The sequence below is a fragment of the Pusillimonas minor genome (assembly GCF_014237865.1).
In the GTDB taxonomy this organism is placed as follows: Bacteria; Pseudomonadota; Gammaproteobacteria; order Burkholderiales; family Burkholderiaceae_B; genus Neopusillimonas; species Neopusillimonas minor.
This window is the reverse complement of sequence record NZ_JACJUU010000001.1, coordinates 260,589-285,087: the sequence shown is the minus strand read 5'-3', so window position 1 is coordinate 285,087 and position 24,499 is coordinate 260,589. Positions and strand designations below refer to the sequence as shown.

General features: G+C 56.8%; 35 protein-coding genes and 1 tRNA gene. 17 read left to right on the top strand and 19 right to left on the bottom strand.

The features are described from left to right. Window positions 1–38: 38 nt before the first annotated feature. From GTU67_RS01545 to GTU67_RS01455, 19 genes are all read right to left on the bottom strand, one after another. Window positions 39–587 carry a hypothetical protein gene (locus GTU67_RS01545; RefSeq protein WP_185778432.1) on the bottom strand — a complete coding sequence of 183 codons (549 nt, stop codon included), beginning with the start codon at window positions 585–587 and terminating at the stop codon, window positions 39–41. Beyond that, on the bottom strand, window positions 584–949 hold the full coding sequence (locus GTU67_RS01540; protein ID WP_185778431.1) for an Lcl C-terminal domain-containing protein: 366 nt from the start codon (window positions 947–949) through the stop codon (window positions 584–586). The genes GTU67_RS01545 and GTU67_RS01540 overlap by 4 nt, the downstream gene beginning before the upstream one ends. Next, window positions 946–1,257 carry a hypothetical protein gene (locus GTU67_RS01535; protein WP_185778430.1) on the bottom strand — a complete coding sequence of 104 codons (312 nt, stop codon included), beginning with the start codon at window positions 1,255–1,257 and terminating at the stop codon, window positions 946–948. The genes GTU67_RS01540 and GTU67_RS01535 overlap by 4 nt, the downstream gene beginning before the upstream one ends. A gap of 1 nt (window position 1,258) precedes the next feature. After that, complete coding sequence (locus GTU67_RS01530; protein ID WP_185778429.1) at window positions 1,259–1,564, bottom strand: hypothetical protein; 306 nt, start codon at window positions 1,562–1,564, stop codon at window positions 1,259–1,261. Further along, window positions 1,561–1,842 carry a hypothetical protein gene (locus GTU67_RS01525; RefSeq protein ID WP_185778428.1) on the bottom strand — a complete coding sequence of 94 codons (282 nt, stop codon included), beginning with the start codon at window positions 1,840–1,842 and terminating at the stop codon, window positions 1,561–1,563. Before GTU67_RS01525 ends, GTU67_RS01530 begins: the two co-directional genes overlap by 4 nt. Next, window positions 1,839–2,252 (bottom strand): hypothetical protein, encoded by a 414-nt coding sequence (locus GTU67_RS01520; RefSeq protein WP_185778427.1) that lies wholly within the window; start codon window positions 2,250–2,252, stop codon window positions 1,839–1,841. The genes GTU67_RS01525 and GTU67_RS01520 overlap by 4 nt, the downstream gene beginning before the upstream one ends. A 47-nt stretch (window positions 2,253–2,299) precedes the next feature. Then, the gene (locus GTU67_RS01515) at window positions 2,300–2,548 is read right to left on the bottom strand and encodes a hypothetical protein (RefSeq protein ID WP_185778426.1); all 249 of its coding nucleotides are present in this window, start codon (window positions 2,546–2,548) and stop codon (window positions 2,300–2,302) included. Beyond that, entirely contained in the window at window positions 2,520–3,203 is a 684-nt protein-coding gene (locus tag GTU67_RS01510) for an HNH endonuclease family protein (protein WP_185778425.1), read from the bottom strand. The genes GTU67_RS01515 and GTU67_RS01510 overlap by 29 nt, the downstream gene beginning before the upstream one ends. Continuing rightward, entirely contained in the window at window positions 3,200–3,418 is a 219-nt protein-coding gene (locus GTU67_RS01505) for a hypothetical protein (protein ID WP_185778424.1), read from the bottom strand. Before GTU67_RS01505 ends, GTU67_RS01510 begins: the two co-directional genes overlap by 4 nt. Before the next feature lie 218 nt (window positions 3,419–3,636). Further along, complete coding sequence (gene ssb, locus GTU67_RS01500) at window positions 3,637–4,146, bottom strand: single-stranded DNA-binding protein (protein ID WP_185778423.1); 510 nt, start codon at window positions 4,144–4,146, stop codon at window positions 3,637–3,639. A gap of 12 nt (window positions 4,147–4,158) precedes the next feature. Next, window positions 4,159–4,476: a KTSC domain-containing protein gene (locus tag GTU67_RS01495; RefSeq protein WP_185778422.1), complete on the bottom strand. Its 318-nt coding sequence runs from the start codon at window positions 4,474–4,476 to the stop codon at window positions 4,159–4,161. A 96-nt stretch (window positions 4,477–4,572) separates the two neighbouring features. Continuing rightward, window positions 4,573–6,186, bottom strand: coding sequence for a YqaJ viral recombinase family protein (locus tag GTU67_RS01490; protein WP_185778421.1), 1,614 nt, complete (start codon window positions 6,184–6,186; stop codon window positions 4,573–4,575). 1 nt (window position 6,187) lies between these two features. Further along, window positions 6,188–7,246, bottom strand: a complete 1,059-nt coding sequence (locus GTU67_RS01485; RefSeq protein WP_185778420.1) for a hypothetical protein — start codon at window positions 7,244–7,246, stop codon at window positions 6,188–6,190. A 4-nt stretch (window positions 7,247–7,250) separates the two neighbouring features. Continuing rightward, window positions 7,251–7,481 carry a hypothetical protein gene (locus GTU67_RS01480; RefSeq protein WP_185778419.1) on the bottom strand — a complete coding sequence of 77 codons (231 nt, stop codon included), beginning with the start codon at window positions 7,479–7,481 and terminating at the stop codon, window positions 7,251–7,253. Window position 7,482: 1 nt separating this feature from the next. After that, window positions 7,483–7,815 carry a hypothetical protein gene (locus GTU67_RS01475; protein WP_185778418.1) on the bottom strand — a complete coding sequence of 111 codons (333 nt, stop codon included), beginning with the start codon at window positions 7,813–7,815 and terminating at the stop codon, window positions 7,483–7,485. Between the two features lie 233 nt (window positions 7,816–8,048). Next, a tRNA-Lys gene (locus GTU67_RS01470) sits at window positions 8,049–8,132 on the bottom strand. A gap of 867 nt (window positions 8,133–8,999) precedes the next feature. Then, entirely contained in the window at window positions 9,000–9,113 is a 114-nt protein-coding gene (locus GTU67_RS01465; RefSeq protein ID WP_249417506.1) for a YHYH domain-containing protein, read from the bottom strand. A 64-nt stretch (window positions 9,114–9,177) separates the two neighbouring features. Next, window positions 9,178–9,465: a hypothetical protein gene (locus tag GTU67_RS01460; RefSeq protein WP_185778416.1), complete on the bottom strand. Its 288-nt coding sequence runs from the start codon at window positions 9,463–9,465 to the stop codon at window positions 9,178–9,180. Between the two features lie 123 nt (window positions 9,466–9,588). Beyond that, the gene (locus GTU67_RS01455) at window positions 9,589–9,990 is read right to left on the bottom strand and encodes a helix-turn-helix domain-containing protein (protein WP_185778415.1); all 402 of its coding nucleotides are present in this window, start codon (window positions 9,988–9,990) and stop codon (window positions 9,589–9,591) included. A gap of 79 nt (window positions 9,991–10,069) precedes the next feature. Between GTU67_RS01455 and GTU67_RS01450 the strand changes: the two genes are divergently transcribed. From GTU67_RS01450 to GTU67_RS01370, 17 genes are all read left to right on the top strand, one after another. Beyond that, window positions 10,070–10,324 carry a transcriptional regulator gene (locus tag GTU67_RS01450; protein WP_185778414.1) on the top strand — a complete coding sequence of 85 codons (255 nt, stop codon included), beginning with the start codon at window positions 10,070–10,072 and terminating at the stop codon, window positions 10,322–10,324. A 107-nt stretch (window positions 10,325–10,431) separates the two neighbouring features. Then, on the top strand, window positions 10,432–10,863 hold the full coding sequence (locus GTU67_RS01445) for a transcriptional regulator (RefSeq protein ID WP_185778413.1): 432 nt from the start codon (window positions 10,432–10,434) through the stop codon (window positions 10,861–10,863). Continuing rightward, window positions 10,863–11,081, top strand: a complete 219-nt coding sequence (locus GTU67_RS01440; RefSeq protein WP_221893223.1) for a hypothetical protein — start codon at window positions 10,863–10,865, stop codon at window positions 11,079–11,081. Before GTU67_RS01445 ends, GTU67_RS01440 begins: the two co-directional genes overlap by 1 nt. Continuing rightward, the gene (locus GTU67_RS15660) at window positions 11,062–11,334 is read left to right on the top strand and encodes an HNH endonuclease (protein ID WP_430458985.1); all 273 of its coding nucleotides are present in this window, start codon (window positions 11,062–11,064) and stop codon (window positions 11,332–11,334) included. Before GTU67_RS01440 ends, GTU67_RS15660 begins: the two co-directional genes overlap by 20 nt. Beyond that, window positions 11,327–12,346, top strand: a complete 1,020-nt coding sequence (locus GTU67_RS01430; RefSeq protein ID WP_185778410.1) for a hypothetical protein — start codon at window positions 11,327–11,329, stop codon at window positions 12,344–12,346. The genes GTU67_RS15660 and GTU67_RS01430 overlap by 8 nt, the downstream gene beginning before the upstream one ends. Further along, window positions 12,343–12,852 carry a hypothetical protein gene (locus GTU67_RS01425; protein ID WP_185778409.1) on the top strand — a complete coding sequence of 170 codons (510 nt, stop codon included), beginning with the start codon at window positions 12,343–12,345 and terminating at the stop codon, window positions 12,850–12,852. Before GTU67_RS01430 ends, GTU67_RS01425 begins: the two co-directional genes overlap by 4 nt. After that, a complete protein-coding gene (locus tag GTU67_RS01420; RefSeq protein ID WP_249417478.1) occupies window positions 12,849–13,394 on the top strand; it encodes a crossover junction endodeoxyribonuclease RuvC in 546 nt (181 codons plus the stop codon). The genes GTU67_RS01425 and GTU67_RS01420 overlap by 4 nt, the downstream gene beginning before the upstream one ends. Window positions 13,395–13,544: 150 nt before the next feature. Further along, on the top strand, window positions 13,545–13,802 hold the full coding sequence (locus GTU67_RS01415) for a hypothetical protein (protein WP_185778408.1): 258 nt from the start codon (window positions 13,545–13,547) through the stop codon (window positions 13,800–13,802). After that, the gene (locus tag GTU67_RS01410; protein WP_185778407.1) at window positions 13,799–14,509 is read left to right on the top strand and encodes a terminase small subunit; all 711 of its coding nucleotides are present in this window, start codon (window positions 13,799–13,801) and stop codon (window positions 14,507–14,509) included. Before GTU67_RS01415 ends, GTU67_RS01410 begins: the two co-directional genes overlap by 4 nt. A 43-nt stretch (window positions 14,510–14,552) precedes the next feature. Next, window positions 14,553–15,956 carry a terminase family protein gene (locus GTU67_RS01405; RefSeq protein WP_185778406.1) on the top strand — a complete coding sequence of 468 codons (1,404 nt, stop codon included), beginning with the start codon at window positions 14,553–14,555 and terminating at the stop codon, window positions 15,954–15,956. Beyond that, window positions 15,949–17,931 carry a hypothetical protein gene (locus GTU67_RS01400; RefSeq protein ID WP_185778405.1) on the top strand — a complete coding sequence of 661 codons (1,983 nt, stop codon included), beginning with the start codon at window positions 15,949–15,951 and terminating at the stop codon, window positions 17,929–17,931. The genes GTU67_RS01405 and GTU67_RS01400 overlap by 8 nt, the downstream gene beginning before the upstream one ends. Before the next feature lie 3 nt (window positions 17,932–17,934). Further along, complete coding sequence (locus GTU67_RS01395; protein ID WP_185778404.1) at window positions 17,935–19,035, top strand: hypothetical protein; 1,101 nt, start codon at window positions 17,935–17,937, stop codon at window positions 19,033–19,035. A gap of 236 nt (window positions 19,036–19,271) precedes the next feature. Further along, window positions 19,272–20,318, top strand: a complete 1,047-nt coding sequence (locus GTU67_RS01390; RefSeq protein ID WP_185778403.1) for a phage major capsid protein — start codon at window positions 19,272–19,274, stop codon at window positions 20,316–20,318. 62 nt (window positions 20,319–20,380) lie between these two features. Next, window positions 20,381–20,752, top strand: a complete 372-nt coding sequence (locus GTU67_RS01385) for a hypothetical protein (protein WP_185778402.1) — start codon at window positions 20,381–20,383, stop codon at window positions 20,750–20,752. Between the two features lie 3 nt (window positions 20,753–20,755). Beyond that, the gene (locus GTU67_RS01380; RefSeq protein WP_185778401.1) at window positions 20,756–22,540 is read left to right on the top strand and encodes a phage major tropism determinant; all 1,785 of its coding nucleotides are present in this window, start codon (window positions 20,756–20,758) and stop codon (window positions 22,538–22,540) included. A gap of 265 nt (window positions 22,541–22,805) precedes the next feature. Beyond that, on the top strand, window positions 22,806–24,062 hold the full coding sequence (locus GTU67_RS01375; protein ID WP_185778400.1) for a reverse transcriptase/maturase family protein: 1,257 nt from the start codon (window positions 22,806–22,808) through the stop codon (window positions 24,060–24,062). After that, on the top strand, window positions 24,059–24,484 hold the full coding sequence (locus GTU67_RS01370) for a hypothetical protein (protein ID WP_185778399.1): 426 nt from the start codon (window positions 24,059–24,061) through the stop codon (window positions 24,482–24,484). The genes GTU67_RS01375 and GTU67_RS01370 overlap by 4 nt, the downstream gene beginning before the upstream one ends. The last annotated feature ends 15 nt before the right edge of the window (window positions 24,485–24,499 follow it).

Below are 24,499 nucleotides of genomic sequence, written 5' to 3'. Positions count from 1 at the left end.
CGCAGCACTGCAAATGAGTTGGGCAAGCGGCGACTAGATCAATCAACTCTTTCATGATTCCCCTCAACACGGCGGGCGTGGTCGAGCGCAGCCACGGCGTTGTGTTCATCGATGGTTTTCAGCGGAAGGGACGGGTTTTGATGCCAGTATTTTTCATGGCACCAATAGCCGAACATTGTGACGCTGTAGCGCCCAAACCCTTGATTGCTGACAACGCCTAGCTCGGTAAGGCGCTTAATCCGTTCCTTGCCAATGTCGTAACCCTGCCCGTCTTCGGTGGTTTCGATGAATCTGTGCAGGTCGTGCTGATCTTCATCTTGAAGGAATTTTGCATCCTCCCGATCCTGCGATTGCGGGGCGTCTTCGATGGCGGCTATATACACATCAGACGGTTTACCGGGAGCCGTTCGCGCTGCCTGATAATTGATCCCTAAGTGTTCGCCAATCTTGAATAGAGTCTCTATGTAAGGCCCTACTGCTTCGGTAAGAATCTCAACCATACGTTCACGGGTAATGGTTGCCCGTTCGACAGGTATGCTGTTACCGCTACGAAACTCGGGCGGCAGTTTGATAGGTTCAGTCATCATTCTTCTCCAAAACGAATGCGCCGTACAGCACGGCCGCGCAACTCAGCGCTGACGTAGCTGCCGCCCTGGTGGCCGTTGCCGAAGTTCTGATACCGCGCGCACTCGGAGTAAATTTCATGGGTCTGGTTTGACCAATACCAATCCTTTTGGAACTGGTCCCGGCAGGTATTCCAGAGCATGGCCATTTCGATTTTGTTCGGCAGGTCGCCACCAATGCTTTTGGCCCAGACCAATTGATCGGCTTGGCTGGCTTCGTTGTTGTCACCGGGCAATAAAATGAGGTGGTAAAGCTCGCCTTTTTGGTTGCCGATAGCGCCGACATAGATTTCGTCTGGGTTTAGGGTTGGCAGTTTGGTTTTCATTTCTGTTTCTCCATTGCTGCGTCGATGGCGACGCGTGGGTTTGTGAACCATTCGGATTGCGTCTCCCCGTAGTCTGGCCAGCCAAGGCGGTGTCTTACCCCATTGGGTGCACTTAGGGACTGAATCTGGCATTCTTCCGAGATCATGAAATCCAGACGCTCCGCATCCTTACGCAAAGCCTGCACCTCTGGCGATTGCAATACAGCTTGCTCGATGGCGCGGGCAAATTCATTCATCAGTTGCCACGGCTGCATAGATCGGCGGATTTGATTGATCTGCTCGTCTTTGAGTACGGTTTGCTGTGCCATGTCAGAATCTTCCAAGTGCTTTCAATTGGCGCTCCGCGCTGTACCCGCTATAGGGCTCGCCTGTTAAGCGCGCATCTGATTGGGATTCAAGCTTTTCCCACAGCGAGGCCAGCCATTTGCGACCCTTCTTTGTCTGTTCTTTTTCTTTGACTACTTCGGCGAAAGCCACCCCGCAGGATTCTGAACAGCAACTAAAGCCGTGCCCCCATTCAGTCGACCACATGCGAGCGCCGCCCCATTGGTCGTGCTCGTCCTTTTTCCCACAGCTGGGGCAGTCGTGGGCCATCCAGTAGCGTTGCATTCTCATGACTTTTCTCCTTCCGTTTTGGATATCGACTCTGCCAGAGCATCCCGCTCGGCCAGCAACTTAGCAACGGTTTCGGGGTTGGCTGCGGCGATGTACCGAACGTCAGCGATGCACTTCTCATCCCTTGTGTCACCGTACTGACACTTGACCAAATACGTCGCACAATCACCTCGTGTTCCCAATCCAAAACTGGATTTTGTATATGGCGCAAAAGCCCAAGGGCCTTCTAACGGCCCCGCTGCCAGCGCATCGCGCAGGGCTTTGTATTGGTCGGTCATGATTGACCCCCAAACACACGCCAGAACGCTACCCGCGCCGCGTCGTGCGCTCGACAGTCCTGCGGCGTACCGCTGACGATCATCCGGTGATATGCCTTCTCGTACTCCTGTAGCGCCTGTAGCGCCCCGTCGTCAGTAATGCGCTTGCCGCTCACGCCACCAGCACCAATCGCTTCCATCTCTGCCGCCTGCTTGGCCAGCCGGGCCTGTAGGTAGTCGTTAATCTTCACCATGATCAGGTAATCGTCGTGCGTGACGTACTTGCCGTCGGGTGTTTCGACAATCTCCGGTACCGAAAGGCTGTTGTAAAAGCGGGTGCCCAGGTCGTAGCGTTTGATCGGCGGGAATGGGCCCGAATCGACCACGCCAACGTAATCCAGCGTGCTGCTTGCGTCTTTTTTGGTTGTCATGTGGTTATCCATTGGGTTATTCATAGTTTGTGTGGATAAGTCGATGCCTACTTCAACCGATGCACGCGCCGGCCGACAATTCCATCGGGCAGGTTGCTATCTCCGATAGACTCAAGAAAAGGCGTCTCGCCGCCGTTGTTGGCCTTGATATAGTCGACCTCGACCTTGGCGCTGTTGATGATGACCTGGCTCATTTCGCTGATGGCTTTGGCTTGGTCGACGTCGAGCTTGCCTTTCTTGAGCAATTCCATGGCATCAAAAAGACCTTCACGCAGGTCGGCTATGTTTCTGGACATGGTTGATTTTCCTGTTTAGGGCCCCGCGCAGCTGTACGGCGAGGGCAATTTCTTTGGGGTATCGGTGCAGACTATTGCGCCGCATGTTCTCGGCCATGCTGATGCACTCAAGCCGGTCGATCGTGATTTCATCTTCGACGGTCGTTGTCATGCCAGGCTTAAAGCGCACGACATGCTTGGGCGGGATCGGGCCGTTGACCGCTTCCCAGACAAGCCGAGCTACCGGAACCCAACGTCGGGCCGGGTATATGGATGGATCATCGGTAACCTTTCGCTCAAGAATCCCGTCGCGAGAAACCCTGATCGAGCCAATCGGCAGGTAGTTGCGTTGTGCAGCGCCACTCATCTGGCCTTTCTTGAACTGGGTGCGCTGACAATTTGGGTGATGCCCGGTTGAGCCTGGCTTGCCCTTGTTCCAGGGCGTCTGACCCTTCTTAAAGCGGGTGTCCTTTCCGACTTGATCGCCGCGACGTAGCCGGCAGGCATACGGACTGGCCAGGTACTCCGGCGATTTCTTCAAACTTAGCGCTTCGGCCTGGCGGTACACCTGACTGACTGGTCGGCCCAAGGCCTGAGCAATGGCGTTGGTCGGGGTGTCCGGGTAGTGCTTTCTTAGGAACGTCTTTTCGTCCTCAGTCCAGCGTCGGCCGTTCATGTGGCCTCCCGTACCCGCCAGCCACCCCCATCGCCAAACTGCATGAGCGCTGGCTCGACCGGGTGGCACAGGCTGGCCTTTAAGCCATCGAAATAGCCGTGATGATCGTCTTTGACCACCAAGGTTCGGATCATCTTGTCGCCCACCAGCAGGACGCGCTGGCCGGGCTTGACGTGTCGCAGGCGTGGCACTGGCTCCGGTGGTTTGTCTGTCATGTAAATAACTCCAGTTGTTTGGCTCCCTTGCAGGCCCTGCGCCGGCGGGCCGCCCAGTCGAGAAGCATTGCGTGAAATCTTGGGTGTTGCCTGAAGTGCCGCGCCTGGGCTAGATAGACGCGGGCCTGATGAATATGGGTTTCGCGCACAGGTCTATCCCACGCCCTTATTAGGGGCGCGGGTTCCGTGGTGGTTGGGGGCTCTATGTCAGAAGGGGGTTAAATCACGCGCCACACAGCGCCGTGGCCGTGACGCATGAACGGAATGTAATCGTCTAGATCGGCGAGGCTTGCGGATGATTGGTGCTGCGCCGCTTGCTGCCTTTGTGGAGCCTGCGCGCTCTGCTGGCGCTGTTGTGGCGCATGGTTCGCCGTTTGCGCTCCGCTATCGTCACGGCCGCCGAGCATTTGCATTTGGTCGGCCACAATTTCGGTGCTGTAGCGGTCTTGGCCGGTTTCTTTGTCTTGCCACTTGCGGGTTTTCAGGCGCCCCTCGATGTAGACTGAGCGACCTTTCTTCAGATACTCGCCGGCGATTTCAGCCAGGCGGTTGTAGAACACCACACGGTGCCATTCGGTTTCCTCGCGGCGCTCCCCAGAGGCCTTGTCTTTCCATTGGCTGGTGGTGGCAATGGATACATTGCAGATTGCGGCGCCGTCGGGGCTGTAGCGGACTTCGGGATCGCGGCCCAGGTTTCCAACGAGAATGACTTTATTGACTGATGCCATGGTGCCGGCTCCTTAAACTTCCGTACCAGTGGCGTCCGCACTTGTGCCGACATCAGCGTACAGCGCGGTCACGTTTTCATACGGGAACTGCTCCACATTGCGCTTGATGAACTTGCCGAAATGCGATCCCTTCGATTCGGCGTTCTTGAAGGCATCGAATTGTTCGGCGGTGAAGTTGGCGTAGTGATAGACGCTGCTCACGCCCTTGCGGTTCTCGGGAAACCGGATCGCTAGAGTGTTCGTTTCAGGGTCATGGCCGATGGCGGCGACCTGCGAGGACTCGACCGAATCCATAGCGATAATTGGCTTGGCGGTGATATTAGTGTCCATTTTTCTCTCCGTTGTAGTGGGGCAATCGATGCCGGATTCTCTCTATCCGGCGTAAGTCAAGCCTGGATACGCGGCGGCTTTCCCTCTCTGGGGTGTTCAGAATGCGGCCGCCATTTGTTCACTGGCGCGCTCAAGATCCATATCCAGCAGCCACTCGATAACCTTGCTTTCGTGCACGCGGTAGTGAAGGGCAAGGGCCTCGATGATTTCGCTGTCGGTCGGGCGTGATGCTTTCGCGGCGGGCGCAGTCGCTTTGCCGGAAGAGAAGGTGGCGATGGTCTTCCATCCCGTCGACTTAGACTCAGAGGGCTGAGCTTCCACCTCGGTCGGCGCAGTTTGAGCCGATGCTGGTGCTTGTTCCGCCTGGACGGTCTGCCGGGCCCGGGCTTCTTCTTCCTCCCGGATCCGTGCGCGATCGGCTTCTGCCTTTTCTTCCTCGGCCTTCTTGTGTTCAGCGATTCGCGTGTTGACCAGCAGCTGGAAGTCGTCGTCAGCCTTGAAGATGACTTGCTGCAGGTCATTGAAGAGGAAGTCGTAATCCTTGGCGGCTTCCTTGTGCCATGCCAGCTTTGCGCGGATGCCCTTGGCGACGGCGTCGACAGCAATCTTGGCGTTCGCCAGCTCCGTGTCGACGGCATCATTCAGGCTGGCCAGGGTGCGCTTGTTCTTGGCCGCGCCGGCGAAGTCCGGGCGGCTGTATTCCAGGCGGATAGGCTTGATTTCGGCTTCGAGCGACTCGATGTGCTGGGCAAATGCCCTGCCAGCGCGAAGCATGACCCCATCCTTTATCTCGGCCTTCTTGCTGGTGACCAGTTTGGAGAGTGCCAGGCGCTTGGTGCGCAGTTCCGCCTGGATGAAGTCGATGGTCTTCATGAGTTCGTCAATGCTGGCTGTCTGCCCCAGAGCTGCCGACTTGGTGAGCTCGAGATCCTTTTCCGCCTTTTCGCAAAACTTGACTGTAGCCTCGGCGTTGGAGAAGTCCTCGTCGGTTTCAAGATCAGTCTTGATGTCGGCAATGAACTTGGTGGCCGCCGCCTTGAATTGGGGCAGATTGCTTAGGACCACTTCGCCGCGGATCTGCACAGCGAGGGCGGGTAATTGCATGATGGTGTCTGCAACAGGCTTTTCGGCGTACCGGACAGGCTGGTACTCGGCAAGGTCTTTATCGAACTGGGCCCAGCCAGCACGGATGCGGTCGAACCACTCCGGCGATGGCAAAACTTCCGTAAAGACACGCTTTTCTTCCGTGCCGTCCGATACTACAAAGATGACCTTTTCGGCTGAGGTCACGAGTAGTAGCTGCTGGCACTGGGGCATGTGTTCGTCTGGCACGATACCTGCCTGGACTGATGCGGCTAGCGCCTCATTCCATTGCTTGTGCTCAAAAACGATGGCTTCGGACATGGTCAGGCCGTCGCAAGATGCAGACAACTTGCCGTCCGAGCAGGTAACCGGGTACAAATCTTCGCCGATCAGGTCTTCCGCGAGTGGGCGGGCCAGCGCTTCGACTTCATGGCCGTGGTCCAGAATATTCTCTTGCACCCAATCGCTGAACTCCTTTGCGTTGCCAGTGTGCTTCATGTGTAGCAACTCGGTCCTCTTCACTTTCTTGGATAGGCCAAGCATTGCGGCAGCTTCGCTGGCACCGTAGTGCTCCAGGCGGAATTGGTGCCACTCGGGCGTGCCCTGGACGAGATTATGGATTTGCACGTTACTCTCCTTGGTTTTTGGCGACTGCCCACGACGCGACTTCCATCTTCTGGTCTTCGGTCAGCAGTTCTTTGGATTCAATAGTGGCGATGAGGTCATTAACCGATTTTTTGCCGCCTTCGATGGCTGCCTTCCAGCCGGCCCTCTTCTTTTCGAAGGACTCTTGAGAGCATATTTTGGGCTTGGCGGCGTCGGTGGCAGGTGTCTTCTGCTGCTCGGCCTCGTTATGCATGACGGTCTGCCAAGTGGCTTCGCCGTCCTTGATGGCGCCATATATGCCGCGCAGCTTCACGATCTCGGCCGGCGAGCATTTGCCCAGGTCGTGACCCAAGTAGCCGGTGAGGTCGGTCGCGGTAACGCCGATATCGGAAAACGCATCGACGATCTTGCGGCGCTCGGCGTCCGGATCTTTCGCTGCTTCATCCAGGCGAATGCTTTTGATAATTTCTTCCGCTTCATCGCAGAGGTCGCCGGGGATGATGCGCAGACCGATGGTGCGGATCGCCTTCGAAATCAGGGCGCCGCGCTTGTTCAGAATGTCGTCGTCGGTGCCGACAACCGTGTAAACGTCCTTGTTGTAGCTGTTTTTGCGAACGCTGATGTACGAGCCGTCGCTGTTTGGGCGGGACCGCTCCACCGTCTTGGAGACACGCACATCTAGCGGGTAGGTGATATTGGCTTCCAGGTCGGTCACCGAAACGCGGTGCACTTCCTTAATGTCATCCTCGAAGATCATCGTGGTTTCCACTAGGACATTCTTCATGCAGCGCAGCGCGACTTCCACAAACCGGATGCCCAGGCCTTCCACGCCATTGCCGATCGGCTTGATGTAGTAGGCGCTCTTGTTGTTGGCGAAGCTCGGGCGGCGACACTCCTTGATCAAGTCTTGACGCACGGCGTCCCAGTTGCGTGGGTTGCGCATGGCCATGATGTAGCGCGATTCGACCATCGCCTTGGACTGCGCTGCTATGGCGGTTGATGCGGTTTCCACTACAGCAAATGAGCTTTCCGATGCGCCGAATTCTTGTCGGACGGCAAGGGCGTTTTTGTTATCTGACATTTTCTTATCCTATAATTCGTGCGGCCACAGTCGGCCCAAAAAGAAAGAGTGCTAATACTGCTGGCGACAATAGCCATGCGTACCAGGGAATTTTTGAACTGTTCTTTGCCCATGCGCCTTGCCCGTCGTACTTCTTAATCAGTGGCGGGTTTAGGTACCGTTCCCACACAAAGACGATGAGCCCGGATAAGGCCACCATGGCGATAAGCATCAGCGCGTAATCGGTTGCGGACATGTCATTCCCCTAAAATTTGTTTTTCGGCCATGCTCTTGCACCAGGCGCTGATCAGCCGTTCTTTTGTTGCGCGGTCGTAGGCCATCAGCAGTCGCATGGTTTCCGGGTTATCGACCATGAAAATCAGTTCGAATAGCTCGGTAACGTCGTAACTGTCGCCAGCGATCTTGGCGGTTGAGCGATAGCCGTCGATGACCTGGTAAACCTCGTGCTCGTAATCGGCGGCCAGGGCGTCGATCTGTTCGTAGTTGATGTCGATGTAAGTGGGGGCGCCGACGCGCAACGGATCATCGGGGCAGGCAGCTATGCCGTCCCGGTCAAGTACGTAGGTCATGGGGGCTCCTGGGGGAGTAAGAAAAGAGGGTGAGGGCAGGCAGCTTCGCTTGAGGCAGCGTCGTTCGCCTTCACGTAGTCAGATGGTTTGTGTTGTTGCGGGGCCAAGCCGCAACGCTGCAGCCCTCAAGGAGTGACGCTCGGGCCCGGTGTAAAGCCCCGGGGTTAGGGTCAACGGGAGGGAGTCGTTATCAGCGCGGCTAAGACGCTGTACCGAACGCCACTGCTTGAGGGTGCCGCAGGCGGGAATCGAACCAAAGTGCCGTCGCACTCACGCCTTCCGGTTAAGTACCGGGTGCTCTCCATGAGCTACTGCGGAATAGGGTGCCGGTTACGTTATTCCGGCGTCAGTTGGCAGCTGACCGTCTAGTTGGCCTCATGTGCGGCTTGCCAGGCCCTGCCACAAAGGCGCACAAGCAATGTCTTTATCACTCGTCTGCCAGCGAGTCGCAGGCCCGAAGGGTTTGTTGCCTTCGGGTAGTCTGCAATTGGGGTGGCCCGTATCGTGGGCCAGTCGCGAGGCTGCACAGGCAGGGCGCGTATTCGCAACCTGGGTGTTCCCGCATCCGCTTCGATTAATCCCAGTGCTCTTCCTGGGCGTCACTCTTGCTGTATCTTTACTCCCAACTTTCCAAGAGATTCCGGGAGTGATGGCACCGGGGCGCTACTCCCGCTTATTTTCCCGCCGCCTTTTTGGTATTGGCTGGATAAACCAGCTCAGGAGATTTCAGGTTCTTCGCTACTCCTAGCGCTGCACCACGCTTGTGGACACCATCATCAAGGCGGGCCGGACGCTACCCCGGCTGGAACACACGAACTTAACCAGACTGGCCTTGTCTGGCGGTCACTAACCGTTTACGTTCCGCATATAGCTTTCTGCTGCGTGTCTGCTTTCCACGCCGCCGCCTTGATTATGGGCCTGTTTCCAGGCCATTCCGAATACATGCTTGGCATGTCACCCTCTCGCGTCGCTGGCTGCGTTCCATCGGTTTGCCAGGTCATCCGGTCACCAGTTTTCAGCACTGGCCGCATTCCCACCTCACGTTGGCGGGCTTCCCGATCAAACACCGGTTTGGTGTGTTGATGGGATAATTCTACATGTGTAGATTTATTTATGTCAACAATCGTAGATTTTTTTCTAAAACAAAACCCGCCATGCAGCGGGTTGGTTATTTTTTGCTGGTGTTAATGGCAGTGGCGCGTGCCGTTACTGTTATCGCGATGGCACCCGTATCGATCAGTTCCGCCGCTATGGGCAAAGGCGGGCGCAATCGATGAGGCGCCAAAAACAACGAGCATTATTGTCAAGAAAAACTTACGCATGACTTCTCCTTTTAGTAGTGGGTGAATTGTGCCGCTTAAATTAGCGGCTTGTTTCTTCGCAAATTAACAAGCCGCCAAAGCCCTCTTTTTCCCGACAATTCAAGCCGCACTCATAGTCGGCTAATCTGCCGCGTACGCCCATTGAGCGCATCGTTTCATTGGCGCCCGCTCTGCAACTCTGTAGGTCTGGGAACTTGCCGATTGTGAAGTTTTGGACTTCGCCAGCGAACGGGATGTTATTCCGGTCTGGATATACAAAACCGGTCCACTGTTCGCTATCGAAGCAGCCTGAAATCAGCAAAAAAACTAACGGTAATAAAAATTTCATACAGTTACCTTTGGCCTAAAAAAATGCCATCGCTCCAAACTAGGCGCAAAAAATTAGGAGGCTTATCTTTCATTTTTGATGTGCTGATAATGACTGTATTTGTAGCCGTTATACCGCCATCTATCACGCGGATTTTTTTGGCGATTCGGCCTCGGTAGCTCTGTCGTCAATGAACTCTTGAGCTTTAGCCAAAATGTAGGCTTTTTCAGGCTTGGTGAGCTTTCTATAGCTTTTGACAAGCCTTGCCTCATCTTCAAGCAAAAAAAACTCACCAGCATTAGACACCTGTCGCTTCGGGGTAGGCTCTTGTAAGGACCCTTTGGCGTCCATCGTTGTTTCTTCAAGCAGCTGCTGGACTGTCAGGCCAAATGCTGCAGCTAGGTCCGTCGCATATTGTGATTTGCTGCTATCGCGATTTTCGAGCGCACTGATCGTCCCCCGCGAAACGCCGGAACGCTTTTCAAGCTCTTCCAGGGTCCATCCCCTGAGCTTGCGGTGTTTACGGACTTGAGAGCCTAGTGACATTGCAGCAATTTAAACAATCGTAGAAACATGCACAAACACAATTGTTGATTTAATAAATCTACACTTGTAGAATTTAGGCATGAATGCAATTAACAAAGCTATCGAAATCGCGGGAAGTGCTTCGGCGCTCGCCCGTGAAATTGGGGTTAGCACCCAAGCAATTTGCTTCTACCGCGACGGCAAGCGCCGGTTGCCGGTTGAGAAGTGCTCCGCCATCGAACGAGCCACGAAGGGTGCCGTAACGCGCCAAGAGCTGCGCCCTGATGACTGGGCTCAGATCTGGCCAGAGCTGGTCACATCCCCCCCGCCTAACGCCGAGGTCGTTCATGGATGACCATCTCATCCCCAAGCGCGACGACCGCATCCCAATCGGCCTAGGCGATGTGATCAGCCCAGCCTTGACGTCATCTTCGTATTTTTTTGCCCAAAGGGGACAGTCAAATGCGGTCTAAAAATATGAACCCCGTTGCGTATCCGGAATTGGCCCTAGCCCGAAAGGCCGAGAAAGTAGACGTGCCGATGCAGCTGATCGAGCGCCAGTCGACCATGGCCGGTGCCATTGCTTTGTGTGTGCAGGTATCTGGCCTGGAAGACAAAGAGGTGTATTTGTCTCTGGGCATTGATGCCGGGCACTGGTCGCGAATCATGAAGGGCGATGCCCACTTCCCGGTTAACAAGCTGTGCGACCTCATGGACCTTTGCGGCAACGAAGCGCCGCTTAAATGGTTGGCCAGCCATCGGGGATATGGCCTTGTGATGTTGAAGACCGAAGCGCAGCGACGTATCGAAGAGCTTGAATCCCAGCTTAACAAAGAGCGTGAACGGCGCATTTGGGCCGAAGACATGGCCACAGGCCGAAGGGGGGGCAATTGATGGCCCAGACACACACCCTAGCCAAGACGGCCGCCATTCTGTGCGCGAACCCGGCCTTCCAAAGACATGTTGGCGTGAACAGCGCAGAGAAGGCCGCTGCCTATGTGCGCAAGCAGTGCGGCGTTATTTCACGGCGCGAACTGGATCAGAGCGAAACGGCCGCCAAGCGCTTTCACGAGCTGCGCCGGCAATTCGCGTATGGGGGCAACCATGCCTAACGGTTCAGGTGTGCCGACATCACTTAGAAGGCGTGTTTTCCGCGAGGACGGACTCAAGTGCGCTTCATGCGGAATTGTAGGTTTTGAGAAACGTTTTCCAAGAGGTGGGTACGGCTATTACACGCATACCGAGGGGGTGTATCTGAGCATTGATCACATCGTTCCGAAGGCCAAGGGAGGGACGAACGACAGGTCGAATTTGCGCGTTCTGTGCACTACCTGCAACACGAGGAAGGGAATTAAGGATGCGTGACTATTCTAAAGTCTCAGCCCAGTTTTGGACTGGAAAAACTGGACGATCTTTGCGAGGCGATTTGCAAGCGCAGATTGTCGCCTTGTATCTAATGACGAGCCCTCACTCAAACATGATCGGGGTTTTCAACTGCCCTGTTATCTACATATCTCACGAAACTGGCAGCCCCTTTGAAGGGGCTTATGAGGGCCTTAAAAAGCTTATAGAAAGGGGCTTTTGTACGTACGACGAAGATTCGGAAATGGTCTGGATCCACGAAATGGCAAAGTTTCAGATCGGCGACTCGTTGAAGGCGACGGATAACCGCGTCAAAGACATCCAAAAACAATACGAAAATCTCCCTGAAGGCCCGATAAAACAAGGCTTTTATGCCAAATACAGCAACGCCTATCACCTGCCTGAAAACGCTGCATTTGATAGCCCCACCGAAGCCCCTTTAAAGCCCCTTCAAAGCCAGAAGCAGGAACAGGAACAGGAACAGGAACAGAAACAGGAGCAAGCGGCAGTATCTACAAGTGTTACATCTACGCAACAGCGCGAAACCGTTGCCGCGCCGCCCGAAGGAAAAGAAACTGGCCTTAACTCCGACCCGATGCATGGCCGAGCAATCGAGCTGACCGCCATGCTGCGAAAACGCGGCGCATCGCTGCAAGCATCGGACCCCAGAGTCCGGAAATGGGCCGAGACGGGGGTAACCGACGCCCAGGCACTGCAAGCCCTCGAGCTCGCCCAGCAACGTCGACAGACGCAGGCCAATCCGCAGCCCGTCAACGCCGGATACCTCGACACGATTCTTGCCGACCTTCGAGAGCCGAAAGACGTCCAGACGTCCGGAAAGTCGGGCAAGGCCGAACCGCAGGACCGCTGGTGGATGTCGAACAACGGCATTGACCGAAAGGGCCGAGAAATGGGCATGTTCGCCCGACCCAGCGAAGACTACGCCAGCTTCAAAGACCGGATTTTCGAAGAAATCCGACGCCGTGAGGCAGAACCATCGGAGACCGCAGAATGAGCGATTACGCAACCGCAGCCGCTGGCGTGAAAACGCCTCGACAACAGCCGCAAGAGCCTCGGCACGCAGACCAAAAGCCAGCCTCGCTGTGCTGCATCAACGGCTGTGAATTGCCCGGCACGATCAGCTCGAGCACAACAGGCTCTTCGGAGTGGTTTTGCCGCCTGCACTTTGGCGCGCAGTACAGCGAAAACGGGCAGATCACGGCGCTGGCCAACAACCGGCACCGGCTCTACCGCTTGGCCTTTCGGTGCGTAAACGTGCCGCCAGGACGACCGGTACCGCCAGAGCTTCGGGCAGCGCTCAAGCGCCATGGACGTGAAGACCTGCTGAACTGCAAGGGCGGGCCGGTCACGGTGCAGCGTATCGGTCGACACATGTTCGAAGTTTTGGACGACGAATGCCGGCCAGGTCAAAAAACGCTACAGCCAAAGCAAGAACCAGAAAAAAGGCCGAACGAAACCTGGACGTCAGCATCGGATTACGTGGGAGCGTTTGACGTATGAAAACCGAAACCACTCACGATCTGGCGTTTGAAAGCACGAACCCTTTCCCGCCTCTTTCCCCGGTGACAAAACCGGAAAGCAACATCGTCATTCTGGCGCTGGATCTGGGCACCAAGACGGGCTACGCCATCCGCAACCGAGACGGCAAAACCATTCACGGCACCGAGGCTTTCACACCTCGCAAGTCGTGGACACCCGGCCAGCGCTGGCAACGCTTTCGCAGCTGGCTAAGCACAGCCATCGTGCAGCACCAGGTGAACCACATTGCGTACGAGGACGTAAAGCGACATGTCGGCACCGATGCGGCGCACGTCTACGGCGCCTTTCTCGCCCTGGTCGAAATGCTGGCCGATTCGCACAGCCTGACCCTGCAGCCGGTCGGCGTGGGGACCGTGAAAAAGCATTGGACCGGCAAAGGCAATGCCAAGAAAGAAGACATGATCGCCGAGGCCAAGCGCCGCGGCTTTCGCCCAGATGGCGACAACTCGGCCGACGCGCTGGCCATTCTGGACTGGGCCGTAACGCAAGAGGCAAAGGCGTGAAGAATCCATATGTTCCAGGCAACAACCCCATCGCGCGGCCAAGCTACAAGGTCAGCCCCAAAATGCGCGCCATTCAAGAGCGTGCACAACGTGATGAACCAAAAATCGCGGCATTGCAAAGCGATACCCGGCCTAACGCAGGGTGGATCTATGGAAAGCCAAGATCGTGACGTCGAGGACTTCCCAATCGGGTCCGTTGTCGTCACGCCAACGGGGAAAACCGGCGTTGTTGTCGCGCACAAAGGCTATGAGTCGAAATTCGACCCGTTCATGCGGGTCATGATCAAGCTGGACGGCGGCGACCGACAAGACGTAGTGCAGCTGCAGCCAAAGTACCTGCGAATGCTGAACGATGATGAACCCCGCCTGTGCGTAAACGGGCAGTTGATGTTGATAGGTGTGTCATGAGTCTAAGTCCAAGACAAGCTAGATTTGTCGAAGAGTACCTGATTGACCTGAATGCAAAACAGGCGGCGGTTCGCGCCGGGTACAGCGAAAAGACCGCGCAAGAGCAGTCCAGCCGTTTGTTATCAAATGTCAAGGTGGCCGCTGCAGTAGCAGCTGCCCAGAAAAAACTGTCTGAACGAACCAACATCACGCAAGAAATGGTGCTTCAGCGTTGGTGGCAATTGGCCAACGTCGACATGAACGAGCTGGTTGAATACCGCCGTGAGTGCTGCCGTCATTGCTGGGGCAAAGGCTTTAAATACCAATGGACGGAACAGGAATATGCCAAAGAGTCCAGGTTGGCCAAGAACTCGAAAAGGCCTGCGCCCGACTGTTCTGGAGGATTCGGCTACCTGTCGAACCGAGCGCCTAACCCGGCCTGCCCAGAATGCGCAGGCGAGGGCCTGGGCAAGATACACGTTAAAGATTCTCGGGAGCTGTCCGGCCCTGCCCGAATGGCGTTTGCTGGCGTAAAAATCGGCAAAGATGGCCTTCAGGTGCTTGCTGCCGACAGGGAGAAGGCCTTGGAGAATGTCGCGCGCCACCTTGGAATGTTCAACGACAGACTCGACATCACTTCGGGCGGCGACAAAATTAACTCTGGTGTTCTCGTTGTTCCTGGCACCATGAGCGAAGCAGAGTGGGAAAAGCAGCAACAGCAGGGATGAACGATTGTCCGGCGCCCCACGCGGCGCTGGGCATACTGCTAGCATGCCAGCACCCAATGTAATCTGGCGCCCACTGCCGGGCAGCCAGACCAGCTTCTTAACCTGCCCAATATATGAAGCGCTGCTCGAGGGCACGCGCGGCGGCGGTAAAACAGACGCGCTTTTGATGTCGTACGCCCAGCATGTCGGGCGCGGCTTTGGTGAGCACTGGCGCGGGGCACTTTTCCGTTTGACTTACCCGCAGCTGGCGGACGTGGTCAAAAAGTCGAAGACGTGGTTCAAGCGCATTTTCCCCAAAGCCCGGTTTAACGAGTCAGATTATTCATGGACATGGCCAGACGGCGAGATGCTGTTGTTCCGGTACGGCGCCAAAGAAGACGACTATTGGAACTACCACGGGCACGAATACCCCTGGCTGGGCTTCGAAGAGCTCACGAACTGGCGCTCGTTAGCCTTTTTTGAGGCCATGCACTCTACCTGCCGTTCTGCCGAGCCCGGCATGCCTCGCATGGTGCGGGCAACCTGCAACCCGTTCGGCGTTGGTCACGCCGTCGTCAAGAAACGGTACAAGCTCGGTACCGGCGGCGTTCGCCCAGGCACTGTTATTCGTGAAGATGGCGAAAAGCCCCGGGTGGCCATCCACTCGACCATTACCGAAAACGTCATTTTGCTTAAGAATGACCCCGAGTACGTCCGCACCCTTCAAGCTCTGAAAGACCCGAATCGCAAGAAAGCATGGCTTGAAGGCGACTGGGACATTCACGTCGGCGCATTCTTCGAATCCGTGTGGAACCCAAAGCGCCACATTGTCGAGCCGTTCCCGATCCCGAGTCATTGGAATGTGTGGAAGTCCATGGACTGGGGGTTTGCCGCGCCCTACTGCGTGCTGTGGCTGGCCATGGACCCGGACGGCTGCATATACATCTGGCGTGAGCTTTATGGCGCTGGCGAGAAAGAGGGCGAAGGCACCAAAGAGCCGGCCGACAAGGTTGCTACCAAGGTACGCAAGATCGAAGAGCATGACGAACGCCTCGGGTACGAGTACCGCATGAATCTGGCCGACCCCAGCATCTTTTCTAAGATCGGAGCCGACCGATCAATCGGCCAGATATTCAAAGATAAGGGCGTGCGCTGGCAGCCTGCCTGGAACGCGCGCGGCTCAGTTGCCAACGGTTCACAAGAGCTATTTAGGCTTTTGGCCGAGGGAAAGCTGAAGATATTCAGCACCTGCAAGCATTTGATTCGAACGCTGCCGGCCATTGGCCCAGACGACCTTGACCCGGAGAAATATGACTCCAGCGGCGAAGACCACGCCGTCGACGCGTTGCGTTATGGGGTGATGCGTCGACGCCGCAACCCCGAAGAAGAACAAAAATCCGATGACGCCGAAACCCCTGGCCATACTGTTGATGACTATGGAAACCACAGGATCGAACCACATGTTTAACGACAGCAACCAGCAGGGGTCCGGGCTTGCAACGCCTGAGACCGACGAGCTTGCGGCCAAATGGGAAAAGAAAATCGCGGCTGCCAAAAAGCACTGGGACAAGGTCTTTGAGCAAATGCGGAAAAACCGCAAAGAGGTGCGCGATCTCGAGTTCGGGCGCGATGGCGGGCCGACCACGAAACGAGCGAACCTGATGCTGTCGACGATGACGGCAACAATTCCAAATGTCTACGCCAAAAACCCTGAAATCAGTGTAACGGCCAAGTACGTCAACAAAGACCTCAAGCTGTTTTGCCAGACCCTTGAAACAGTCACGAATCGGGCGCTGGTCGATGCCGGCCTAAAAAAGCGGGCAAAGTCGCTGCTGACGGCCGCCATGACCTGTTATCACGGGGTGATTAAGGTCACCTACCAGCGGGATATCAACACTGACCCTTACATCCGAGACCGGATTAACGACACCCAAGACAACATCGTGCGCCTGGAGCATCTGATTCAGGAAGCCGACAACCCTGAGCGGGCACAAGAGCACGAAGCGACCCTAGCCGAGCTGCGCGAAACGATGAAAGCGCTCGAGCAGCAGACCGAGGTAGTGGCGGCAGAAGGGCTGGCCATAGACAAGGTGCCGTCCGACCAGCTGCTAATCGACCCTGATGTTTGCGAGTTTGACGAATACCCCAACGCGCGCTGGATGGCCCAGATCATCCCGATGCGTCGCAGTGACGCCCAGGCTAAGTACAAGGTCGATCTTTCCAAGGCGCTGGTTTACAAAGAAGGGGCTTACGATGGCCCCCACGATCGGCGCATTGCCTCTATGCCCGGCAAAGACACCGGCGATGACCCCATGATTGTCATTTTTGAAATTTGGGATCGGCAATCGCAACGCATTTACACCATGGCCGACGGCTGCAAGTTCTGGTGCCGCGACCCCTATAGCCCGGATACCGTTGGCGAACGTTGGTATCCCTATTTTCTTTTTCCGTTCGCCACGGTCGACAACGACTTTATCGCGCCCTGTTTTGTCGACCTCACTCGCAAGTTAGAGCTTGAGTACAACGAAACACGGGACAAGTTCAAAGAGCATCGCGAATTGAACAAGCCTGGCTTGGTAGTAGACGGCGGCGAGATCAGCGAGAAAAACATCACCAAGGTGACAGAGTCTGACCTTGGCGAGGTCGTTGTTCTCAAGACCGACTCGGCAAAGCCCCTTAACCAAATCATCCAGCCGCGCCCATCTGTGCCGATTAACCCGGTTGACTACGACACCAGCTCTATTCGAGCCGATTGGGAGCAAGTTACCGGCCTGCAAGACGCCGCGCGTTCGACTGTCGTCACGCCAAAGACCGCGACTGAGGCGTCAATTATGCAGCAGTCGCTTTCTGGTCGGGTTTCTGAAATGCGCGACCGAATGGAAGACTTCTTGCAAGAGGTCGCCCAGTACTCGGCGCAAATCTTGCTAATGAACCTGACGCCCGAGCAGGTGGCTAGGTATATGGGGCCCGGGAAGGCTACCGTTGACAAGATGACGGGCATGCCGGTTTACGAGCCCAGCTTTGATTGGCCGCAATTGAGCCGAGAGCAGGTGTTCGACATGGTTCAGCTGGAGATTCGCGCCGGCACCACCGGGGCCCCCGACAAGTTGCGCCTGCAAGAGAACTGGGCTCAGGCGTTGCCAATCATCATGAACCTTATCAGCCAGATCATGCAGCTGGCCGCCCAAGGCATTGACTACTCGCCACTGCGCGCCATTCTCGAAGAGACGCTGCGCCGGTTCGATGAGCGCGTGGACGTTGAAGAGTTCTTGCCCGTTATGCCGCAAAGCCAGCCAGCCGCACAGCCGGCGGCTGCAGAGCAAGCCATGGCCATGCAGGGCGTTTCACCAGCTCAGCCAGAACAGCCCCCAATTCAAGAAGACCAGAGCGGATTACCGCCACCCCCGCCAGCAATGGCAAACCTTTTAACCCAAGGAGCTTGATAAATGAGCAAAGAACTCGAAGACCAGGCAGCAGCCGAAAGCGCAGCCCAAACCGAAGTCGATCATTCCCAGGTAGATCACCAGCAGCCACCAGAGGAACGGGCGAGCGAGGCGGCGGCGTTTCTCGACACGCTGACCGCTGAAGAAGGCGACACAAATGTCAATAATGAAGAGGGGCACGACGTCAGCCCGCTGCGCGACGAACAAGGCCGCTTTGCACCCAAACCCGCTGACGGCGCAAAAGCAGTTGACGACGCCGGCGCGGCAGTCGATCCCAAAGCTGCAAAGCCGACCACGGAAGAAAAAAAGAGCGCGCCGAAAGACGAAGACGCGGATTTGCTCGAAGGCATTAAGTCAGAACGCGGCCGTGAGCGAGTCCAACGACTGATTGCCGAGCGTAATGAGGTGCGGGCAAAGGCCGAGCAGCTTGATCGCAGCATGGCTGAGGTGCGTACGGTGCTTGAGGGCGCCGGGATGGATGCAACCCAGTTTGCCCAGCACATAGAATTTTCACGCCTGGCCAATTCCAATGATCCGCAGAGTCTGCAGCTTGCGGCACAAATGATCGAGCAGGTTCGCGTCGATATTTACAAGCGCCTTGGTCAGGACGCGCCGGGCGTTGATGTTTTGGCCGACTTCCCTGATCTGGCGCAGCGCGTGAATGCGTTCGAGCTGGACCGCCAAGCCGCGCTTGAGCTGGCCCAGTACCGCCGGCAGCAACAGCAGGCCCAGCAAACACAGCAGCAGCAGCGCCAGGCCGAGCAAGAGCAGCAGCAACAGACCCAGGCGCTTCAATCGTCGCTGGCGCAGGTCGAGTCGTACCTGAATACGCGGGCCCATGAAGTTGACCACCAGCCGCGAATGGAAGTTCTGAGCAAGTACTTCAAAGACCCCAACAATATCCAGGAGTTTGTTCGCACGTATCGGCCCGAGCAAATGTCGCAAGCCATCAGGTGGATGTACGACAACATTCAGGTTGCGCCGCGCAGCCCGTCGCCGTCGCCCATCCGAGCCCGGCCCCAGGCGGTCGGCTCACCAATGGGCCGCCCTGGCGATGATCCCGTGCAGAAGCTTTCTTCAATTCTTGATTCGATGGGGATTTGAACAAAAATCCAGGGCGCTTACGCGGGCGACGCATAATTCGTTTAAGCCCAGTCACAAGGGCTTACCCACCGAAATTTGTCGCTGTTAGCCGGGGTCGCGTCCGGTAGCACCATCCCAAAGGGTTCAGTCGTAGAAAGCCGAGAGTCACGCACGGTAAGCCTGGAACGGGGAATCGCTCGATTGGTGTTCGGGCCCGGTGTGGAAGTTGATTTCTAACTTTCGCAATGGAGCGACATATGCCTATTTCAGCACCCGACCTTGCCTATCTTGGCAAGGTATCTCTCGATGAGTACATGCGGAATACCCCGGTCGATCAGATCGGCGTAGAGCACCCGCTACTCAAAAAACTCATGGCCAAGCGCAAGCTTTTCCTTGGCGCCAAGCAAAACGTGGTCGTTAACGTTCGCAAGAGCTACGACAGCAACTTTGCCTGGGCCTATGGCGAAACTGCGGTCAGCTTTAACAAACGCCAAACCACAGACCAAGCCGCTTTTCCTTGGCGCCGTGCGGTCGACGGTTTTTACATTTCTCACGACACCCTTTTCGGCAACGGCATTAAGGTCCGCGAGGGCGAACGCGGCCAATACAAGCTGGAACAAAGCGAGAAGATCCAGCTGGTTAACTTGCTCGATGAGCAAATGGAATCTTTCAAGCTGGGCTTTTTCGAGAAGCTTGATCTTGAGCTGCACCGAGACGGTTCGGCATCTTCCGACGCGGTGACAGGTCTGGACGGGCTGATCGCGACCGCCCCGGCCACCGGCACCGTCGGCGGCATCGACCGATCAACAGCCCTTTACTGGCGAAACAACACCGCCACAGCAATTGCCAGTGGCACGGCAGGCGCTTTGGCTGATGCCATGGAAGCCCAATGGCGCAAGTGCATCCGAAACGGCGGCACGCCTGACTTCATCCTGGCTGGCTCGGCATTTATCGACGCCTATCGCAAGACCGTAACCATCACTCAAAACGCTGAATCTGGTTCGGCAAAACGCGTAGACGTCGGCGTCGGTACGGGTGCCGATACGGGCCTGTTCTTTAAGGGTGTGCCCATTGTCTGGGATCCGAACTTCGAAACGCTCGATGCCTTGGATACCCCCCTGATCCCATGGGAAAAGCGCTGCTACTTCCTGAACACCCGGTTCATGGAACTGCGCGATGACGACATGGACATCGTCACCCCCGTGCGTCCTCACGACGTCCTGGCTATGTACCACATGATCAACCTGCGCTTGGCGCTGGTGCTCAAGCGGTCCAACGCCCACTCCGTACTGGCTATCGCCTGATCAATCCACTTGGGTTTCCCGTTGGGGCTTCGGCCTCGACGGGCTTTTTAAGGAATACCGAAATGAAAGCTATGAAAGCAAAACTTTTCAGCGTGCTTGTGCGCCGCGATGCTCACACGATTACGCCAACGATCGTGACCGAGCATGAAATCCCAATTTTGAAAACCATTTTTGGCGAGGAGTGCATCCAGACGCCCGAGGGAAAGCTCATCACTGATGACTATCTGAAGTCGGCAGAGCCCGCCGGGCAAACTGATGTGGCTGATACCGAATTTGACCGCCTGACCTCCAAGTATGGCGGCAATGAAGATGGCGTCTTTGTAGAGCAGGTTTATGGCAAGCGAGCAACCAAAGGTCTTGAGAAAGCCATTGAGAGCAACGCGGCCGCCGGCGCCAAGAAAACGACAGCCCGGGATAGCGGGGATAAGGAGTAAGCCATGGCCCAGCCCCCTCGTTACAACCGGACCAAGGACTTTGCGGAAGATTATGGGGATAACACCGATCATCCCGCATTGAATGCAGAGCTGGACGCGGTTTCAAGCTCAGTCAACGCGATCCGTGCAAACCTTGCCCTTGTCCAGCGTGACGACGGGGGGCTGGCAAACGGTATTGTCACCGAGGAATCGCTCGCGCCAGGGCTGCAAGACCAAATCATTGCGTCCGTTGGCGTAGGTATTGACGACAAAGTGCAAGAGGCCCAAGCGGCTGCGTCTGAGGCTGTTAACGCCGCCTCTTTGGCAGATACCTATGCCCAAGCGTCACTAAACTCAGCAAATGCCGCCGCACAATCAGCTTCTAATGCCGCCGGCAGCGCCACCTCTGCCGACAATAGCCGCATCAGCGCCCAAAACTCGGCGGCTGCCGCATTGCAGAGCAAAAATGATGCTTTGGCCAGCGCGCAGGCGGCAGGCGTTTCTGAGGCCAATGCGCTGCAGTCCGAGAACAATGCGGCCGGATCGGCCCAGGCCGCACTTGCCTCAGAACAAGCAGCCGCCATTTCCGAAGGTAACGCTTCAACCAGCGAGCAGAACGCGGCCAATTCGGCCGGCGCCGCATCTTTGTCCGCCGGTAATGCAGCCACCAGCGAAAGCAATGCCGCCAGCTCGGCGAACGCAGCGGCGCTGTCTGAGGGCAATGCGGCAGCATCAGAAGCCGCGGCCCAGTCTTACGTCGAATCGCTGACTCAACCCTTCTTCTTCGTTAAGAACTACGACGGCCTGGCCATTAAAAAGACCGGCGCTGGCACGGCAGTGATTCAGGCCGGCACCACGGTTATCGTTAACTTGGTCGCCAAGACGTTCGCCGTCGACACGCCCATCATCATGCCAACCCTCACCCCCGGGGCTGATTACTCGGTCTGGGTGCTGGAAGACGGTACCGCTCAGGCGGTTGCCGACCCGTTCAGCGCACCGGCCGCAGCGCCTGCTGCCAATGCGGTAAAAATCGGCGGCTTCCACTACGGCCTCATCGCCTCGGGCACAACCCCAGCATCGGGTAGCTTTTCAACCGCCGGCATCACCTCGGGCGGCGGCTCGTTCGGCTGGACACAGTCCGATGTCGACAAGCTGGCCGGCATCAATGAGTTTTCGATTTGGGATTTAACTTTCCGGTGTGCTGGCGAGCAGCGCGGCATGACCTTCGACCCGATCAAGCAGATGTGGGCGGGCATCTATCTGATGTCAGACAGCCCCCACATTCATGGGCCGTCTGCTTACAACACCAACGTGGCATCGGGCACGGTGCTGCCGTATATCCCGGCCAAGTGGGGCGGCAACGGCGTGCTTAAGTACTCGCGCCTGTCGGCCTTCGAGGCGCACGAGCTGGTGTCGGCCTTTGGCCTGCGATTGCCAACATATGAAGAATTCATGGGGTTCGCCTTTGGCGTGACAGAGGCGCAGTCGCTGGGCGGCGCTGCATCCACTATCCCGGCTACAGCACGACAGCCGGGCTATACCAGCCGGATCGGGGTCGAGCAGGCGACGGGGCATCAGTGGGTCATCGGCGGGCCGATCAAAAGTGTCGGCGGATCGGCTTGGGCCGATATTGGTCGCGGTAGCTGGTATGGGTCGTCTGGCTTGGTCTTGCTGGGCGGCATCCGTGGCCACGCGGCGATCTCCGGTTCTCGGTGCGCGATCTTCTTCAACGCGCTCTCGGACTCGTACTGGTCCATCAGCGTTCGGGCCGCCGGTGACCACCTGAATCTTGGAAGGGCAGCGCGATAGCGCTGGCAGTAAATGACAGAAGCAACCACCGTCATCGAGGTTCGCGCATCAACGCGGGGCCTGGCCATCACTGAAAAGTACATGGGGTTTGTGAACTACGTTTACCCCATGGTCGTGAACTGGCCAGCCAAGCACCGCGTTTTGCCGCAAGCCCAGCAAGGAAACTGCTGTCCAGGCACCAGCACGAAGTGGCTGAAGTGCATCTGGCCGAAACAGGCGCCATGCTGGGCGCGTGGATCACCAAAACGCAAAAGGGTAGATCGAGATGAAAGCGGCAACCGTGACAACGCGGCGATCTCCGGTTCTCGGTGCGCGAACTTCAACAACGCGCTCTCGAACTCGAACTGGAACATCAGCGTTCGGGCCGCCGGTGACGATTATCTATGACACGACCGGGCAGCTACGGCACCCCGGTCAGGCCACATTTCAGATGGTCAGCTCGGCCTACCTGCTTCGGCGAACACATTCATGGGTCTGGGGAACGGCGAGTAGTGAAAATCAAAAGCCGCGCCAGCAACTTTTCAACCATAAGGAAGTCATGGGCAAGAAGCACAAAGACCTGTTTCCTCGCATTATCGAGACAGGCAACCTTTACCGCGCGTACCACAAGGCGGCAAAGGGCAAGCTATACACGGGAGGCCACCTGATCTTTAAGCAGAACCTTGCCGCCAATATCGCCAACCTGCGCAAGGCGCTGGCCAGTGGCGAATATCAGCCCGGCAATCCCAATTTGTTCTGGGTATATGAGCCCAAGCCACGGGAAATTACCGCGATGCCGTTCATGGACCGAGTAGCCCAACATGCTCTGTGCAACGTCATCGAGCCCATTTTCGACCAGGTGTTTTTGCCCGCCAGCCATGCCTGCCGCAAAGGCAAGGGAACGCACTCGGCTGCGGTTGCCGTGCAGGCAGAGCTGCGCCGCATGCAAAGCAATGGCGTCAAGCCTTGGGTGCTCAAGACTGACTTTAGTAGGTACTTCTACAGCGTCAAGCGTGATGTGCTGCACGCCGAATACCGACGCAAGCTGTCTTGCCAGCCGACGCTGGAACTGCTGGGCAAGATCGTTCCCGCCACGGGCGTGGGCCTGCCAATTGGCAATCTGACCAGCCAGCTGTCGGCCAATATCTACGGCCACATCATTGATCGCTGGCTGGCGCACAAGGTGGGCATTACCCGGTTTTTTCGGTACATGGATGACATTGTGGTGCTGGGCCACAGCCGCGAGGCGCTGGATATGCTGCGCATGGGTATGCAGTGGTTTTCTGAAGCGACAATGGGGATGCGGTTTTCTAAATGGAGCGTCCAGCCCGCCGCGCGCGGTATCAACTTCGTCGGGTACCGCATCTGGGATACGCATAAATTGCTGCGCCGCGATTCTGTGTTGCGCGCAAAACGCAAGATCGCGCGGTATAGCCGCCTCGGCCTGCACGACCAGCTCAACCGCTTTCTGGCGTCCTGGATGGGGCACGCCAAATGGGCTGACGCCCACAACCTCATGAAGTTTATTGGAGCCGCAACATGAACGACGTTTACAGCCCGCATACTGGCGAACACATCATCACCGACAACCCGGCGCCCTGGATGGGCCGAGCTGGGGTCGACGCGCCTCTTTATGATCCGGTCGCGCAAGGGTGCTTCTGGCGTGGCGACGCCTTGGAAGTGGTGGACGTGCAGGATGATCCGGGGCCGGTGCCAGAAAGCGCCACTCCCGCCCAAGGCCTCATGGCCCTGTATCAGCTCAAGGGGATTACCGAGGCTGATATTGAGGCGGCAATCGAAGGCATCACCGACCCCGCTCAGCGATACACCGCCCAGATCGCCTATCGAAAGACAACGCTTTGGCAGCGGCACAGCCAGAGTATGGCCACCATCGCTGCGCTACTTGGTCTGACGGAGCAAGACCTTGATGACCTGTTCAGGCTGGCACCCTCATTTTTGCTTTGATCTGCGTCAATACAA

Excerpts from the sequence above, each read along its gene's own strand:
- GTU67_RS01545 (WP_185778432.1), bottom strand. The coding sequence starts at position 587 with ATGATGACTGAACCTATCAAACTGCCGCCCGAGTTTCGTAGCGGTAAC.
- GTU67_RS01540 (WP_185778431.1), bottom strand. The coding sequence starts at position 949 with ATGAAAACCAAACTGCCAACCCTAAACCCAGACGAAATCTATGTCGGC.
- GTU67_RS01535 (WP_185778430.1), bottom strand. The coding sequence starts at position 1,257 with ATGGCACAGCAAACCGTACTCAAAGACGAGCAGATCAATCAAATCCGC.
- GTU67_RS01530 (WP_185778429.1), bottom strand. The coding sequence starts at position 1,564 with ATGAGAATGCAACGCTACTGGATGGCCCACGACTGCCCCAGCTGTGGG.
- GTU67_RS01525 (WP_185778428.1), bottom strand. The coding sequence starts at position 1,842 with ATGACCGACCAATACAAAGCCCTGCGCGATGCGCTGGCAGCGGGGCCG.
- GTU67_RS01520 (WP_185778427.1), bottom strand. The coding sequence starts at position 2,252 with ATGACAACCAAAAAAGACGCAAGCAGCACGCTGGATTACGTTGGCGTG.
- GTU67_RS01515 (WP_185778426.1), bottom strand. The coding sequence starts at position 2,548 with ATGTCCAGAAACATAGCCGACCTGCGTGAAGGTCTTTTTGATGCCATG.
- GTU67_RS01510 (WP_185778425.1), bottom strand. The coding sequence starts at position 3,203 with ATGAACGGCCGACGCTGGACTGAGGACGAAAAGACGTTCCTAAGAAAG.
- GTU67_RS01505 (WP_185778424.1), bottom strand. The coding sequence starts at position 3,418 with ATGACAGACAAACCACCGGAGCCAGTGCCACGCCTGCGACACGTCAAG.
- ssb (WP_185778423.1), bottom strand. The coding sequence starts at position 4,146 with ATGGCATCAGTCAATAAAGTCATTCTCGTTGGAAACCTGGGCCGCGAT.
- GTU67_RS01495 (WP_185778422.1), bottom strand. The coding sequence starts at position 4,476 with ATGGACACTAATATCACCGCCAAGCCAATTATCGCTATGGATTCGGTC.
- GTU67_RS01485 (WP_185778420.1), bottom strand. The coding sequence starts at position 7,246 with ATGTCAGATAACAAAAACGCCCTTGCCGTCCGACAAGAATTCGGCGCA.
- GTU67_RS01480 (WP_185778419.1), bottom strand. The coding sequence starts at position 7,481 with ATGTCCGCAACCGATTACGCGCTGATGCTTATCGCCATGGTGGCCTTA.
- GTU67_RS01475 (WP_185778418.1), bottom strand. The coding sequence starts at position 7,815 with ATGACCTACGTACTTGACCGGGACGGCATAGCTGCCTGCCCCGATGAT.
- GTU67_RS01465 (WP_249417506.1), bottom strand. The coding sequence starts at position 9,113 with ATGCTCGTTGTTTTTGGCGCCTCATCGATTGCGCCCGCCTTTGCCCAT.
- GTU67_RS01460 (WP_185778416.1), bottom strand. The coding sequence starts at position 9,465 with ATGAAATTTTTATTACCGTTAGTTTTTTTGCTGATTTCAGGCTGCTTC.
- GTU67_RS01455 (WP_185778415.1), bottom strand. The coding sequence starts at position 9,990 with ATGTCACTAGGCTCTCAAGTCCGTAAACACCGCAAGCTCAGGGGATGG.
- GTU67_RS01450 (WP_185778414.1), top strand. The coding sequence starts at position 10,070 with ATGAATGCAATTAACAAAGCTATCGAAATCGCGGGAAGTGCTTCGGCG.
- GTU67_RS01445 (WP_185778413.1), top strand. The coding sequence starts at position 10,432 with ATGCGGTCTAAAAATATGAACCCCGTTGCGTATCCGGAATTGGCCCTA.
- GTU67_RS01440 (WP_221893223.1), top strand. The coding sequence starts at position 10,863 with ATGGCCCAGACACACACCCTAGCCAAGACGGCCGCCATTCTGTGCGCG.
- GTU67_RS15660 (WP_430458985.1), top strand. The coding sequence starts at position 11,062 with ATGGGGGCAACCATGCCTAACGGTTCAGGTGTGCCGACATCACTTAGA.
- GTU67_RS01430 (WP_185778410.1), top strand. The coding sequence starts at position 11,327 with ATGCGTGACTATTCTAAAGTCTCAGCCCAGTTTTGGACTGGAAAAACT.
- GTU67_RS01425 (WP_185778409.1), top strand. The coding sequence starts at position 12,343 with ATGAGCGATTACGCAACCGCAGCCGCTGGCGTGAAAACGCCTCGACAA.
- GTU67_RS01420 (WP_249417478.1), top strand. The coding sequence starts at position 12,849 with ATGAAAACCGAAACCACTCACGATCTGGCGTTTGAAAGCACGAACCCT.
- GTU67_RS01415 (WP_185778408.1), top strand. The coding sequence starts at position 13,545 with ATGGAAAGCCAAGATCGTGACGTCGAGGACTTCCCAATCGGGTCCGTT.
- GTU67_RS01410 (WP_185778407.1), top strand. The coding sequence starts at position 13,799 with ATGAGTCTAAGTCCAAGACAAGCTAGATTTGTCGAAGAGTACCTGATT.
- GTU67_RS01405 (WP_185778406.1), top strand. The coding sequence starts at position 14,553 with ATGCCAGCACCCAATGTAATCTGGCGCCCACTGCCGGGCAGCCAGACC.
- GTU67_RS01400 (WP_185778405.1), top strand. The coding sequence starts at position 15,949 with ATGTTTAACGACAGCAACCAGCAGGGGTCCGGGCTTGCAACGCCTGAG.
- GTU67_RS01395 (WP_185778404.1), top strand. The coding sequence starts at position 17,935 with ATGAGCAAAGAACTCGAAGACCAGGCAGCAGCCGAAAGCGCAGCCCAA.
- GTU67_RS01390 (WP_185778403.1), top strand. The coding sequence starts at position 19,272 with ATGCCTATTTCAGCACCCGACCTTGCCTATCTTGGCAAGGTATCTCTC.
- GTU67_RS01385 (WP_185778402.1), top strand. The coding sequence starts at position 20,381 with ATGAAAGCTATGAAAGCAAAACTTTTCAGCGTGCTTGTGCGCCGCGAT.
- GTU67_RS01380 (WP_185778401.1), top strand. The coding sequence starts at position 20,756 with ATGGCCCAGCCCCCTCGTTACAACCGGACCAAGGACTTTGCGGAAGAT.
- GTU67_RS01375 (WP_185778400.1), top strand. The coding sequence starts at position 22,806 with ATGAAAGCGGCAACCGTGACAACGCGGCGATCTCCGGTTCTCGGTGCG.
- GTU67_RS01370 (WP_185778399.1), top strand. The coding sequence starts at position 24,059 with ATGAACGACGTTTACAGCCCGCATACTGGCGAACACATCATCACCGAC.